General features: G+C 56.1%; 13 protein-coding genes. 11 read left to right on the forward strand and 2 right to left on the reverse strand.

The features are described from left to right. Positions 1 to 44: 44 nt before the first annotated feature. Together nuoM and nuoN are read left to right on the forward strand one after the other, a co-directional pair. The gene (gene nuoM, locus ACTJJ1_RS16720; RefSeq protein ID WP_004947242.1) at positions 45 to 1,574 is read left to right on the forward strand and encodes an NADH-quinone oxidoreductase subunit M; all 1,530 of its coding nucleotides are present in this window, start codon (positions 45 to 47) and stop codon (positions 1,572 to 1,574) included. A 6-nt stretch (positions 1,575 to 1,580) separates the two neighbouring features. Further along, positions 1,581 to 3,038 carry an NADH-quinone oxidoreductase subunit NuoN gene (gene nuoN / locus ACTJJ1_RS16725; RefSeq protein WP_004947238.1) on the forward strand — a complete coding sequence of 486 codons (1,458 nt, stop codon included), beginning with the start codon at positions 1,581 to 1,583 and terminating at the stop codon, positions 3,036 to 3,038. 75 nt (positions 3,039 to 3,113) lie between these two features. Here the strand turns inward: nuoN and ACTJJ1_RS16730 are convergent, their stop codons facing one another. Beyond that, complete coding sequence (locus ACTJJ1_RS16730; protein ID WP_006326839.1) at positions 3,114 to 3,989, reverse strand: LysR family transcriptional regulator; 876 nt, start codon at positions 3,987 to 3,989, stop codon at positions 3,114 to 3,116. 337 nt (positions 3,990 to 4,326) lie between these two features. Between ACTJJ1_RS16730 and ACTJJ1_RS16735 the strand changes: the two genes are divergently transcribed. The 6 genes from ACTJJ1_RS16735 (at position 4,327) to ACTJJ1_RS16760 (ending at position 10,414) form a co-directional block, all read left to right on the forward strand. After that, entirely contained in the window at positions 4,327 to 6,156 is a 1,830-nt protein-coding gene (locus ACTJJ1_RS16735) for a thiamine pyrophosphate-binding protein (protein ID WP_004947234.1), read from the forward strand. A gap of 83 nt (positions 6,157 to 6,239) precedes the next feature. Continuing rightward, entirely contained in the window at positions 6,240 to 6,665 is a 426-nt protein-coding gene (locus tag ACTJJ1_RS16740) for a cupin domain-containing protein (protein ID WP_004947230.1), read from the forward strand. A gap of 174 nt (positions 6,666 to 6,839) precedes the next feature. Then, complete coding sequence (locus ACTJJ1_RS16745) at positions 6,840 to 7,703, forward strand: DMT family transporter (protein WP_004947227.1); 864 nt, start codon at positions 6,840 to 6,842, stop codon at positions 7,701 to 7,703. An 18-nt stretch (positions 7,704 to 7,721) separates the two neighbouring features. After that, positions 7,722 to 8,237, forward strand: a complete 516-nt coding sequence (locus tag ACTJJ1_RS16750; RefSeq protein WP_020439493.1) for a DUF6789 family protein — start codon at positions 7,722 to 7,724, stop codon at positions 8,235 to 8,237. A gap of 155 nt (positions 8,238 to 8,392) precedes the next feature. After that, a complete protein-coding gene (locus tag ACTJJ1_RS16755) occupies positions 8,393 to 9,637 on the forward strand; it encodes an MFS transporter (RefSeq protein WP_004947224.1) in 1,245 nt (414 codons plus the stop codon). A gap of 273 nt (positions 9,638 to 9,910) precedes the next feature. Continuing rightward, positions 9,911 to 10,414 carry a DUF1097 domain-containing protein gene (locus ACTJJ1_RS16760; RefSeq protein ID WP_006326800.1) on the forward strand — a complete coding sequence of 168 codons (504 nt, stop codon included), beginning with the start codon at positions 9,911 to 9,913 and terminating at the stop codon, positions 10,412 to 10,414. On the opposite strand, the gene ACTJJ1_RS16765 is transcribed toward ACTJJ1_RS16760, so the two are convergent. Beyond that, positions 10,394 to 11,377 (reverse strand): LacI family DNA-binding transcriptional regulator, encoded by a 984-nt coding sequence (locus ACTJJ1_RS16765; RefSeq protein WP_440834549.1) that lies wholly within the window; start codon positions 11,375 to 11,377, stop codon positions 10,394 to 10,396. The genes ACTJJ1_RS16760 and ACTJJ1_RS16765 overlap by 21 nt on opposite strands. A gap of 271 nt (positions 11,378 to 11,648) precedes the next feature. On the opposite strand from ACTJJ1_RS16765, the gene idnO reads away from it, so the two are divergent. The 3 genes from idnO to elaB all read left to right on the forward strand — a co-directional run bounded on the left by idnO (position 11,649) and on the right by elaB (position 13,867). Then, positions 11,649 to 12,413, forward strand: a complete 765-nt coding sequence (gene idnO, locus ACTJJ1_RS16770; protein WP_006326794.1) for a gluconate 5-dehydrogenase — start codon at positions 11,649 to 11,651, stop codon at positions 12,411 to 12,413. 24 nt (positions 12,414 to 12,437) lie between these two features. Beyond that, positions 12,438 to 13,469, forward strand: a complete 1,032-nt coding sequence (idnD, locus tag ACTJJ1_RS16775; RefSeq protein ID WP_006326793.1) for an L-idonate 5-dehydrogenase — start codon at positions 12,438 to 12,440, stop codon at positions 13,467 to 13,469. Between the two features lie 86 nt (positions 13,470 to 13,555). Then, positions 13,556 to 13,867 (forward strand): stress response protein ElaB, encoded by a 312-nt coding sequence (gene elaB, locus ACTJJ1_RS16780; protein ID WP_004947209.1) that lies wholly within the window; start codon positions 13,556 to 13,558, stop codon positions 13,865 to 13,867. Positions 13,868 to 13,872 lie beyond the last annotated feature (5 nt).

Below are 13,872 nucleotides of genomic sequence, written 5' to 3' on the forward strand. Positions count from 1 at the left end.
ACGTACAAAGTTTGAAATTATTCGTATAAGGGACACAAAACGCCATGCTATTACCTTGGCTAATTCTTATCCCCTTTATTGGCGGTCTGCTGTGCTGGCAGTTTGAGCGCTTCGGTACTAAGGTGCCGCGCTGGATTGCGTTGATCGCAATGGGGCTGACATTGGCGCTTTCTCTGCATCTGTGGATGCAGGGTGGCTACACGTTGACTACGCCGAAAGGCATCCCGCAATGGCAGTCTGAATTCCTGCTGCCGTGGATCCCTCGCTTCGGTATTTCCATCCACCTGGCGCTGGACGGCCTTTCACTGCTGATGGTGGTGCTGACCGGCCTGCTGGGCGTGTTGGCTATCCTCTGTTCCTGGCGTGAAATCCAGAAATACCAGGGCTTCTTCCACCTGAACCTGCTGTGGATCCTGGGTGGGGTAATCGGCGTGTTCCTCGCCATCGACATGTTCCTGTTCTTCTTCTTCTGGGAAATGATGTTGGTGCCGATGTACTTCCTGATCGCCCTGTGGGGTCACAAGGCGTCGGACGGTAAAACCCGCATCACCGCAGCCACCAAATTCTTCATCTATACCCAGGCCAGCGGTCTGGTGATGCTGATTGCGATTATGGGCCTGGTGTTCGTGCACTACAATGCGACCGGCGTGTGGACCTTCGATTACGAAGATCTGCTGCAAACGCCAATGTCACACAACGTGCAATATCTGCTGATGCTGGGCTTCTTCATCGCCTTTGCGGTGAAAATGCCGGTGGTGCCGTTGCACGGCTGGCTGCCTGATGCGCATAGCCAGGCGCCAACCGCAGGTTCCGTTGACCTGGCGGGGATCTTGCTGAAGACGGCGGCCTACGGCATGTTGCGTTTCAGCCTGCCTCTGTTCCCTGAAGCGTCGCACGAGTTTGCGCCAATCGCCATGTGGTTGGGCGTGGTCGGTATCTTCTACGGTGCCTGGATGGCGTTCGCGCAGACCGACATTAAACGTCTGATCGCTTACACCTCGGTATCGCACATGGGCTTCGTGCTGATCGCCATCTACACCGGCAGCCAACTGGCTTACCAGGGCGCGGTGATTCAGATGATCGCGCACGGCCTGTCTGCGGCCGGCATGTTCATCATCTGCGGCCAGTTGTACGAACGTCTGCATACCCGTGACATGCGCGAGATGGGCGGCCTGTGGGGACGTATCAAGTACATCCCTGCGCTGTCGCTGTTCTTCGCGGTAGCCACCTTGGGGATGCCGGGGACCGGTAACTTCGTCGGCGAATTCATGATCCTGTTCGGCAGCTTCCAGGTGGTGCCGGTGATCACCGTGATTTCTACCTTCGGTCTGGTGTTTGCTTCGGTTTACTCGTTGATCATGATGCAGCGCGCCTATTACGGCAAAGCTAAATCGGAGCAACCGTTGCCGGGCATGACCGCGCGCGAACTGTTCATCATTCTGCTGTTGGTGGTGTTGCTGGTTCTGCTGGGGGTTTACCCGCAGCCGATTCTGGACACGTCTAATGCGGCGATGAGCAACGTGCAACACTGGTTTGGTTCGTCAGTTTCAGCAATTTCAACAACAAGGCCGTAATTCGCCATGACAATAACTCCTCAACAACTGATCGCACTGCTACCGCTGTTGATCGTCGGATTGACGGTGGTGGTTGTGATGCTAGGCATTGCGTGGCGACGCGACCACTTTATCAACGCCACACTGACCGTGATCGGTCTAAACCTGGCGCTGCTTTCGCTGTATTTTGTCGGCCAGGCAGGCCCAATGGACGTCACCCCGCTGCTGCGGGTCGACGGCTACTCGATGTTCTATACCGGGCTGGTGATACTGGCGAGCCTGGCGACCTGTACCTTCGCCTATCCATGGCTGGTGGGTTACCCGGACAACCGCGAAGAGTTCTACCTGCTGGTGCTGATTGCCACGCTGGGTGGCATTCTGTTGGCTAGCGCCAACCACCTGGCGTCGCTGTTCCTCGGTATTGAACTGATCTCGCTGCCGCTGTTCGGCCTGGTGGGTTACGCCTACCGCCAGAAGCGTCCGCTGGAAGCCGCTATCAAGTACATGCTGCTGTCCGCTGCGGCTTCGTCATTCCTGCTGTTCGGTATGGCGCTGCTGTATGCCGAGTCCGGCGATCTGTCGCTGGCCGGTCTGGGCAAGAGCCTGCACGAAAACATGATGCACCAACCGCTGATCCTGGCCGGTATGGGCATGATGATTGTGGGTCTGGGCTTCAAGCTGTCTCTGGTGCCGTTCCAACTGTGGACGCCGGATGTGTATCAGGGGGCGCCTGCGCCGGTCTCTACCTTCCTGGCCACTGCCAGCAAGATTGCGATCTTCGCCGTAGTGATGCGTCTGTTCCTGTATGCCCCGGCCGCCGACAGCGAAGCGCTGCGTATGGTGCTGTCGATCATTGCCGTCGGTTCAATTCTGTTCGGCAACCTGATGGCCATCAGCCAGACCAACATCAAGCGTCTGCTGGGTTACTCGTCGATCGCCCACCTGGGTTATCTGCTGGTGGCGTTGATTGCGGTGCAAACCCATCAACTGTCGCTGGAAACCGCCGGTGTTTACCTGGCCGGTTACCTGTTCAGCAGCCTGGGCGCGTTCGGCGTGGTCAGCCTGATGTCCAGCCCGTACCGTGGCCCGGACGCCGATTCGCTGTTCTCCTACCGTGGTCTGTTCTGGCATAAGCCGATTCTGTCCGCGGTGATGACGGTGATGATGCTGTCTCTGGCCGGTATCCCTATGACCCTGGGCTTTATCGGTAAGTTCTTCGTTATCGCGATGGGCGTCAGCGCTCACCTGTGGTGGCTGACCGGTGCTGTGGTACTGGGCAGTGCCATCGGTTTGTACTATTACCTGCGTGTGACCGTCAGCCTGTTCCTCAGCGCGCCGGAAGCTCTGCAACGCGATACCCCGAACAACTGGGCGTTGACTGCGGGCGGTGTAGTAGTGCTGATCTCCGCCGCGTTGGTGCTGCTGTTGGGTGTCTACCCACAGCCGCTGATTACGCTGGTGCAGATGGCGCAGCCGATGTTCTGATAGGCATCAAGGCAGTAAAAAAGGTCGCTTCGGCGACCTTTTTCTATTGGGGCGGGGCAGGGACGGGTGAGAGAATCAGCCTGGGTTATTTTTAAACGACGCTTCCAGCGCCTGCACGACGGCGCGCACCCGCGCAGCGCGCTGCAGGTCGGGGTGCAGCACCAGCCAGATATCCACCCAGTCCTTATTTTCCGGGAAGATCCGCACCAGATCCGGATCCTTATCCGCCAGGAAGGAGGACAGCAGACCAATCCCCAAACCGCTCCGTGTCGCCGAGCGCAGCAGCAACTGTGAATTGCATTGCAAAACGACGTTGGGATCGATCAGCGCCTCGCCACAGAAATTATTCCAGTGACGCGGCACCAGTTCGCGCGGAAACATCAGCAAATCGTGGCCGCGCAGGTGATCGCCTTTGGTTGGCAGACCGTGTTTATCGAGATAGTCTTGCGTCGCGTACAGCCCCATTTCGATGGTCGCCATGCGCTTGATAATCAGCTCATCAGAATCGGGCCGTGCGCCACGGATCGCCAGATCCGCGCCGCGATAAGAAATATCGGAGATATTAACCGCCGTCAGCAGTGTGACGGTGATTAATGGGTGCTGCTCACGCAAATCCTTCAACGCCGGAATGACAAAGGCCTCGGCCATGGTGTCGGTGGTGGCGATGCGCACGTTACCGCACAGGCTGTCGTCGCCGCTGGTGGCCTTGCGGCCAATTGCCTGCACCGAGTTTTCCATATTCATTACGTCCGCCAGCATTTCCTCGCCCAGCGGGCTGAGGGAAAATGATTTCGGCGTGCGGATAAATAGCTTCGATCCCAGGTTTTCTTCAAAAGCGGTAATGCGCCGGCCGACAGTGGCCTGGTCGACGTGTAGTTCATTGGCGGCTTTTCGTAAAGTACCGCAGCGTGCTACTGCCAGGAAGAAGCGTGCGTCATCCCAATTCATCATGCCATTTCCTTTGTACAGGCTTATCGGTCTTATCAGTGTTCATTCTCGCACAGCCGCTTTGGCTCTGGTTTTGGCTGCAAATGAAGCCCACGTATCATAATTATTTATTATGTTTCAGGATATGAATAAATGCATCAATGTGAAGCAGTTTTGCATCTTTATTTTTACTAAACAATCTTTATGCTTATCAACGTTTATGCTGTGATCTGGCGCACATTTTTGTATCAATGTTACCCTAACGCGTAAGCAGATGCGCATGAGAGCCTGTCTCTGTGGGCTAACCGCCTGGTGGGATTGACTCTGAATCAGGTTGGCCCACCACGACTGGACATGAAAAATGGAGTCTCACGCAGAGAAGTTATACACCCCCGTAGCACTGGCAACTGCGGACGGTATCAGGGTTATTGCGACGCCTGGCGCGAAAGCGGCAGAGAGAAGCAACGCTGATGTAATTATCCAGGGTCTTGAAGCACGCGGCATTCAATACATATTCCTGGTACCGGGCAAGCTCGTATACCCACTAATTAAATCCATTGAACATTCCGGCATGACCGGCATCGTCGGCGCTCATGAAACTGCCTGCGGTTTTATGGCCGATGGTTACGCCCGTGCCAGCCGCAAGTTCGGCGTTTGTCTCGGCATCTCCGGCCCGGGCACCATGAATTTCCTGCCGGCGATGGCTGCGGCTCAGGCCGATAAGATCCCGGTGCTGTATCTGGCCGGCGGCATCGCGACCTATCATGAAGCGCAGGGCGCTTTTCAGGACGGCAGCAATAGCGGCATCGATGAGCTGACTATCGTCAAACCTCTGCTTTCCGCCGCCATCGAAGTGAAAAATAATCTGACGTTGCAGCATGAACTGCGGCGCAGTTTGTCTTGCCTGAACACCCAGCGTAAAGGCCGTGCTTATTTAAGCGTACCGGTCGACATGCAAAAGAAAGCGGTGGCAGGCAATCATGCTGCAGATCCACAGCGCACACCACAGTGCCGCGAAGCGGCGATCGACCAGCAAGGGTTGGATCAGGTGCTGGACGATTACCTGCTGCGCGGCTTGAAAGTTGCCTGCCTGGTGGGCAACCGCATGAATAACCCGCAGGATGCCGAACTGCTGCTGCGCCTGGCGGAGAAGTATCGTCTGCCGGTCGCCACCACGCTGTCCGGCAAGGGGGCGTTCCCTGAAGGGCACGAGCTGGCGCTTGGCCTGTATGGATTCGCCGGCCATACTCGTGCGGTGGAAACCATCAACGGCGATGACGTGGACGTACTGCTGGTGCTGGGATGCGACCTTAGCCAGCGTGACAGCCTGAACTGGAACCCGCGGCTGCACGGCACCAAAACGCTGGTGGTGATTGACGAAGACTTTGACAAGGTCAGTTCGCACTATCAGCCGGACATGCAGATTTTCTCCAGCCTGACCGGCGGGGTACAACACCTGCTGGATGCGGTCAGCGACGACGATGCGCACCTGGCCGGCATCAAGGCGCTGCGCGATGGCTGGCTTGAACAGGTGCGTCAATTGCCGCTTGAACAGCAACTGCCTGACTTGCAGGCGCGCCAGGCCGCAGGTGAAGCCAACATGTATCCCGGTGATGTCATCAAACGCATCCGCAGCCGCATGGACGAGGACACCAACGTGGTGGTTGACTCCGGGGCGCACCGTATCTTTATGGCCCACCACTGGCTGGCCAGCGGGCGCGGTGATTACCACACCTCAAGCTCCCTGGCGCCGATGGGCTGGGCGATATGCGCCGGTATTGGCATCAAACTGGCGGCACCGCACCGCGATTGCGTGGTGGTGACCGGTGACGGCTGCATGCTGATGCATGGCATGGAGATCCAGACCGCCGCTCGTTATCAGGTCAAAATGACCTTTGTCGTCATGAACAACAGCGCCCACGGTGCCATGCATATCGACACGCTTCAGAACCGTGGCGTATCGGCTGATTACACCGCTCTGCCGAGCCACGACTGGAAGTCCTTCGCCAACAGCCTGGGCGTTGCCTCCGCGAAGGCGACGACGCTGGAGGAGCTGGACGAGGCGCTGGCCGCCGCAGCCGAGTACGCGGGTCCGTTCCTGATCGAAGTGATAGTAGGAAATCATGTCGCACCCAATCGATACTATGCCGAGAGCATCGTAGAATACGAACAGCGTATCAAAGGGTTGTAAGGACGCGCTCCAGAGGCCGTCGTTAATTATCCTTTGTATCACGCCATTTCTGTTCTTATTCACAGAGTCATGGAGCGATAACAATGTATAAATTGATACTTCTGGCATTAACGATGGCATTTCAGGGGAGCGCGCTGGCTGCTGAAGATCACGGCGAAGGGATCAGCAAAGAAACCCTGCTGAAAACCGAAACCTCGTGGGAGGGCACGCCGTACGGGCAGTATCCGGCCGGCGCCCCTCAGATCACCATGTTGAAAGTGACGGTGGAGCCGAACAAGGTGCTTGCCTGGCATACCCACCCGTGCATCAGTGCGGTGTATATGACCGGCGGCAGCGTTTCTCTCACGGTAAAAAAAACCGGCTTGAAGCACACCTTTAAGCAAGGGGATTCCTTTACCGACACGGTAGATATCGTTCATCAGGGCGTTTCTGGCGATAAAGGGGCGGAGATGCTGGTGTTCTTCGCTTGCGCCGACAACAAACCACTGACGGTGAAAACCGCCGAATAATAGTGTCTTTCAAGCTGCGGCGTTGTTGACTGCACAGCCCGTAGGGGGCGAATATATTCGCCCCGTTTGATACGGGTGCAGCATACGGAGGCGCTGGTCCAATCTGGGGCAGCCTGGCCGTACAGGGTATAGATCATTTTTTGCCGCCCGTTTGGGTCGCATTCCGAGGAAATCATGGTTGCTTTGTGGATGGTCGTCGCCAGCGGGTTTTTCGCGCTGATGGGGGCCAGTGTTAAACTGGCTTCGGCCAAAGTCGGCTTTTTCGATATTATTTTTTATCGTTCGTTTATTAACGTACTGATCGTCGCCGCGCTGATTAAGGTTAAAAATCTCGGTTTCCGCACGCAGCACCTCGGTTTGCATATGAAACGCGCCGCCATCGGCAATGCGGCGATGTATTGCGGTTTTTATTCGCTGATCCACCTGCCGATCGCCACCGCCACCACGCTGGGTTACACCAACCCGATCTTTCAGTCGGCGATCGCCTTCGTTACCTCCAAAGGCCAGTTGACCGGCAAACTGCTGTTTTCCGTGCTGTTGGGGTTTATCGGCATACTGGTGTTGCTGCGCCCGGACACGCCGAATGGCGAGTATGTCGCTACTCTGATTGGCCTCTTATCCGGCCTGCTGACCGCGCTGGCCTATTTCAATGTCGGTAAACTGGTGCGCAGTGGTGAGCCGGAGCTGCGGGTGGTGTTCTATTTCTCGCTGGTGGGCACGGTGATTGGCTGTGTGATGACTGCGGTGGTGGGCTTCACGGCCCTGGACAGCGCCATGATGCTGTGCGTAGGCGCTATCGGCGTATTCGGCAGTTTGGGGCAAATCACCATGACCCGCGCTTACGGTAGCGGCAATGCGGTGATTGTCAGCATCCTGTCCTACAGCACCATTATTTTCTCTACGCTACTCGGTTATCTGCTGTTTGGCGAAAAGCTGTCTTATATTGCTGCAGCCGGTATGGCGTTGATTATTCTTTCCGGCGCATTGGCCATTTTGAAACGCAGCCCGGCGAAAGCCTCGAAGGCTGCGGCAGTTTAACCACAAGGAGAGAGACAATTGGATGTAAGCCCAGCCAGGGAACTGGCACGTTATGGACTGTATGGCATTGTGGCGACCGTCGGTATGGACCTGGTCAATTTTATTGCCGCGTCCGCCGGGATTATCAGTAAACTGAACCTGGTTTTTATCGGCAATTTAGCCAATCAATGGTGGCATGGGCAATTCCTGTTCCTGCGGCCTGGCGATATTCCCCCGGCGCCGCACGCATTACTATTGGGCTACAGTGCGCATTATTTTGCCGGTATCTTCCTGGCGCTTCTTTTTTATTATTTTGTTTTTTCCGTTTATCACCCGCGCAGCGGTGCTCTATGCCGGGCCGTTATTTATGGTCTGGTTTGTTCGCTTATATCGCTATGTTTAATTTATCCCTCGGTAGGATTGGGCTTTTTCGGCAGCGCCACTAACGGCACAGGCCTGCTGGTGGCTAGTCTGGTCAACCATGTCGTATATGGTTTGGCCTTGGGTATTTGCGGCATTTGGCCGCGCCGACAGCCAGTTCGCGTGTTGCATTAAACGATCATATTTGCCCTGCTCATGCATTAATGAATCACTGTGATGCATTCTTGGCTATTTTTGCTCTTATACCCAAACGGTATGATGAACGCGTTTCCTGATTGAGTTTGGTTTTCAGGACAGAATGTTTATCCAGCTTGTTTCGGGAGAGAAAAATGTCTGAAGGTGTCGCTGTTAATCAAGCAGCTAAAACGAATTCGGGCACGTCGCATTTTGCCATTCTGCTTTTTTTAGCGCTGGCATTGATGTCTGCATTGCTTAATAGCAGTGCACCGACGCCGCTTTATCCGCTTTATCAACATGAATTGGGTTTAAGTTCGGTCAGCCTGACAATTATTTATGGCGCTTATGCGGCAGGGGTGCTGATTTCGCTGTTTGGCGTGGGCAATATGGCCGGCAAGGTGAAAGATCTGCGCAGCATGATTGTGCCGGCGCTGCTGGTGGTGTTAGCCGGCGCGCTGTTGTTTTCGATGGCCGATTCGTTTTTGATGATGTTTATGGCACGGTTGCTGGCCGGGATTGGGACCGGTGCGCTGACCGGGGCGGCCAATATTGCGCTGGTGCGTTTTGGGCCGAAAGATGGCGGTAAGAATGCGGCGCTGATCGCTACGCTGTCATTTACTCTCGGCCTGGCGTTGGGGCCGATTTTCAGCGGTGTGGCGCTGCAAACCGGATTCCATACTACTTCATTGCCCTTCATTATCATCATGGCGGTGGCGGCAGTAGCCGCGTTGGGCGTGATGCTGAAATGGCCGGGTGACGCTGTGGTTGTGCCGGTCAGCGGGGAGCCGGCGGCAAACGCCGTGCCGGAAAAGAGTTCGTTGGCGGACGGCCTGCGTGCCACGGGCGGCAAGTTCTTCTTGTGCGCCGGCGCGTTGTTCATCTGCTGGGCGGTCGCCGCCAGTATTCTGGCGATTGGCCCGAGCGTATCTGAAAAGCTGTTGGGCATGCAGAGCCGTGGCGTTTACGGTTACGTGATTGCCGTGTACTTGGTGATTGCCGGCATTAGCCAGATCCTCAGTCGCCGCATTAATGCGCGGCACTCGCTGATGTTTGGTTGCCTGGCGCAGGCGTTGTCGGTGGTGGTGTTCGCCGAGGCGATTCAGATCCACTCGCTGGGCCTGGCAGCCGCCGGGATGGTGATTGCCGGTTATGCCTACGGCGCCATTTTTGTCGGCAGCGCCACGCTGGTGAATCTGATTTCACCGAAGGCCAGCCACGCAAGACTGATTTCGCTGTTTTACGTTATTGCTTATATCGCCAACTGGGTACCCATCCTGTTGGGGGTAGTGATCGACCATGCCAGCCTGCACCTGGCGGTCAACCTGTTATTTGTGGTCAGTACCCTGGTGTGCTTGATTCTGAGCTTCATGGTGACCCGCGCGGGCTTCCCGCGCTGATACCCGCCGCTTGTAAAGCCACCGCGTGGTTGGCTGCAACTTGATGTTCATAGGGTCTAAGAAAGAATACTTTAGCCACGCAATGTGGCGAACGATTTCCCTGGTGTTGTTGTGTGTCATTTCCAGCGTGCTTGCCACGCTGGTTTTTTTTGTGACAAATTCCACAAGTCTGTAATTTCCATTTCTCTCATTGCATATTTTTTGTGATTTTTATCACATAAATTTGCCGATTTTCGAGTACACTGCGCGCTTTCTTTTCTGCCGGGTCGATTTATGAACGTTATTTTCGCCATTGCTGTCACTACCGGAATTCTGTCCGGCGTCTGGGGATGGGTTGCCGTCAGCCTGGGGTTGATCGGCTGGGCCGGCTTCCTCGGTTGCACCGCCTATTTCGCCTGTCCGCAGGGCGGGCTGAAAGGGTTGTTGATCAGCACGCTGACCAGCTGTAGTGGGGTGTTTTGGGCGATGGCGATTATTCACGGCAGCGACCTGGCGCCGGGTTGGAGCATGCTCGGCTACTTGCTGACCGGTATAGTGGCCTTCCTGATGTGCATTCAGGCCAAACAGCAGTGGTTGGGGTTCGTGCCCGGCACCTTTATCGGCGCTTGCGCGACCTTTGCCGGCGGGGGCGACTGGCCGCTGGTGACGGCCTCTTTACTGGTGGGGCTGGTGTTTGGTTACGCGATGAAAAACAGCGGGCTGTGGCTGGCGGCGCGCAGCGAGAAGGCGAAAATGCCTGACGTGGCTACCGCGCATTCAAATAGTGCCGCCGAGTGAAATGCGGTAGTGCAGGTCAACGCGCTCAATGCACGGCACCCCTTTTATGCGTTTTAGCAGGATCTCGGTGGCTACCTTGCCGATATCAAAGCGGGGAGTAATCACGCTGGCGATGCCCGGTGTGGTGGCTTTGCCGATATCCAGACCGTGAAAGCCTGACAGAGCGATGTCCTGCGGGATCTTCAACCCAAGCCGCAGGCACTCCTGCAACACGCCCACCGCCAGATCGTCGTTAGTGCAGAGTATGCCGTCCAGGTCAGGATAAAGCCGACGCGCCATCGCCAGCATATCGGAACCGACCGAGACCGATGAAACCTTATGCGGTGTGATCTGGCATGGGGGCAACCCCTGATTTTCCATCGCCTGGCAATAGCCCTGAAAGCGTTTCAAGTCGCGTGCATCGGACATGGCACCGAAATAGACCACCTGGCGTTTACCGCTGGCAAGCAGCGCTTCGGTCATGTCATAACCCGCCTGATAGTTATCGAACCCCACGGCAATTCGCCCTGCCGGCCCTTCAAGATCCATCACTTGCGCCACCGGGATTTTTGCCGCCGTCAGGTACTTTTCCGCCCGCAAAGTGTGTTGCGAATCGGTAAGGATCAGCCCGGCGATCGGGTAGGCCAGCAACTGGACGATGTGTTCTTCCTCGCGCTCGCGGCTGTAGTCATAGTTCACCACCAGCGTTTGATAACCCTGCTCCAGAGTGACGGATTCGATGCCGGCCAGCAGATCGGCAAAGATCTGGTTGTTGAAGGAGGGGACTAGCACGCCGATGCGCGGTTTTTGGTTGGAACGCGCTTCATCCGTGTCGGTGAAGTTCACCTCTTTCATCACGTCGGCGATGCGCGCGGCGGTGTCGGCCGCCACCTTTTCCGGCGTACGCAGATAGCGGCTGACGGTCATTTTGGTCACACCGGCGAGCAGCGCGATATCTTGCAGCGTAACGCGTTGGTTCTTCATTCTGGAGCCTTAGCAGGGTGGGGGCGGAGAAATCGCGGATAACCCATGTTAGCAAATCGATTTGGTGATAACAATCGACGTTATAAAGTATAAAAATCCTATTTATCAATGGAATATGTCAATTGTCTGGCCTGTGCGACTGCGCGGCGTCACGTTAAAGGTAACAGCTTTTAGTAACATGATTTTAAGTGATGCAGCTCACGTTTTTGCCGGCGGCAATCCGGTGAGATAGGCGCCTGTTCTAACTGAATGACAGGGATCGGGGAACCTCATGAACAACTTATTTTCGCTGGATAATAAAAAAATACTGATTACCGGCGCGTCACGGGGCATTGGTTTTCTGCTGGCGCGCGGGCTGGCGCAGTACGGCGCGCACATTCTGGTCAACGCCACCAGTCGGGAAAACGCGCAGCGCGCGGTGGATGCGCTGCGGCGTGAAGGCTTCAGTGCCGATGCCGCCCCTTTTGACGTGACCGACTCGCAGGCCATTCATGCCGCCATTGAGCAGATTGAGGCGGAAATGGGCGGGATTGATGTGCTGATTAACAACGCCGGTATCCAGCGGCGCCATCCCTTTACCGAATTCCCGGAAAAAGACTGGGACGACATTATCGCCGTCAATCAGAAAGCGGTATTTATGGTGTCGCAAACCGTGGCGCGCCATATGGTGCAGCGCCAAAGCGGCAAAATTATCAACATCGGCTCGATGCAAAGTGAGCTGGGGCGCGACACCATTACGCCCTATGCCGCCTCCAAAGGTGCGGTGAAAATGCTGACGCGCGGCATGTGCGTGGAGCTGGCGCGTTACAACATTCAGGTCAACGGCATCGCGCCGGGCTATTTCAAAACCGAAATGACCCAGGCGTTGGCGGACAATCCGGAGTTTACCGCCTGGCTGACCAAACGTACCCCGGCCGCACGCTGGGGCGATCCGCAGGAGTTGATTGGTGCGGCGGTGTTTTTGTCGTCCAAAGCTTCGGACTTTGTTAATGGCCACCTGTTGTTTGTCGATGGCGGCATGTCCGCTGCGGTATAACGGTCTGTTCAACGGAAAATCATGATGAAAATTCAAACCCGGTCCTGTGTGGTCAACGGCAAATATGACGTGGCGGTGGTGGAGCAGGAGGTGGAATATCAGGGAAACGGCACGCTGGTGAAAATCACTCGTGGCGGAATATGCGGTTCAGATCTGCATTATTACCAGGAAGGTAAGGTCGGCAGTTTTCAGGTGCGTCAGCCGATGGTGCTTGGCCATGAGGTGATCGGCGAAGTGGTGGCCAGCGATTCGGCGCTGCTGACACCGGGCCAGAAAGTGGCGCTGAACCCCAGTAAGCCATGCGGGCAGTGCAAGTATTGTCTGGCGAATCAGCAAAACCAATGTACCCAAATGCGTTTTTTCGGCAGCGCGATGTATTTCCCGCATGTTGACGGCGCTTTCACCCAATACAAGGTGGTCGATAGCGCGCAGTGCATTGCGTTCGACGCCGATCGCGATGAAAAGGTGATGGTGTTTGCCGAACCCTTGGCGGTGGCGATCCACGCCGCGAAGCAGCCCGGTGAAGTCAAAGGGAAAAAGGTGTTCGTGTCCGGCGTCGGTCCGATAGGCTGCTTACTGGTAGCGGCGCTGAAGGCGCTGGGTGCAGGTGAAATTGTCTGCGCCGATCTCAGCCCGCGTTGCCTGAATATTGCCGGGGAAATGGGGGCCGACGTCCGTTTGCACGCCGCCGACGACGATTTCAGCGGTTATCTGCAGGACAAAGGGTATTTTGATATCGCTTTTGAGGTTTCCGGCCATCCGTCGTCTTTACAGCGTTGTCTGGAAATCACCCGCGCCAAAGGGACGGTGGTGCAGGTGGGGATGGGCGGCAGTTTCCCGGATTTCCCGCTGATGCTGCTGATTGCCAAAGAGCTGAACCTGCTGGGATCGTTTCGTTTTGTTGAGGAGTTCTCGTTGGCGGTGGCCTGGCTGGCCGAAGGGACAGTCGATCCGCTACCGCTGCTTTCCGCCGAGTTCGATAACCGGCAACTGGCGCAGGCGCTGGAGTTTGCCGGTGACAAGAGCCTGGCTGCCAAGGTGCAATTAGTGTTCTGATTTTAGCCGATAGTCTGATGGCGTGGACCAACGATCCTTGTCTATAGTTAAGAACCGTTTAATTTTTTAACCACGGAGAATTTAACATGGCGAGAAATACGGATGCGGATCAAACCACGCTGGATGACGATCTGAGAATGCTGAGTGACACGCTGGAAGAAGTGTTGAAGTACTCCGGCGATCGCGCCGATCAGGCCTATATCGATATCAAGGCCCACGCGGAACAGGCGCTGAGCGAAGTAAAGTCGCGGCTGACTGACACCACCGAATCCTACTATGCGCGGGCCAAGGATGCCGTATGCCGCACTGACGGCTACGTGCGCGAAAAACCCTGGCACAGCGTCGGTATTGGCGCCACGGTCGGTTTGGTGCTTGGTTTGTTGCTGGCGCGCAAATAACGGCC

Source organism: Serratia sp. 22264 (assembly GCF_052045345.1).
Lineage (GTDB): Bacteria > Pseudomonadota > Gammaproteobacteria > Enterobacterales > Enterobacteriaceae > Serratia > Serratia plymuthica.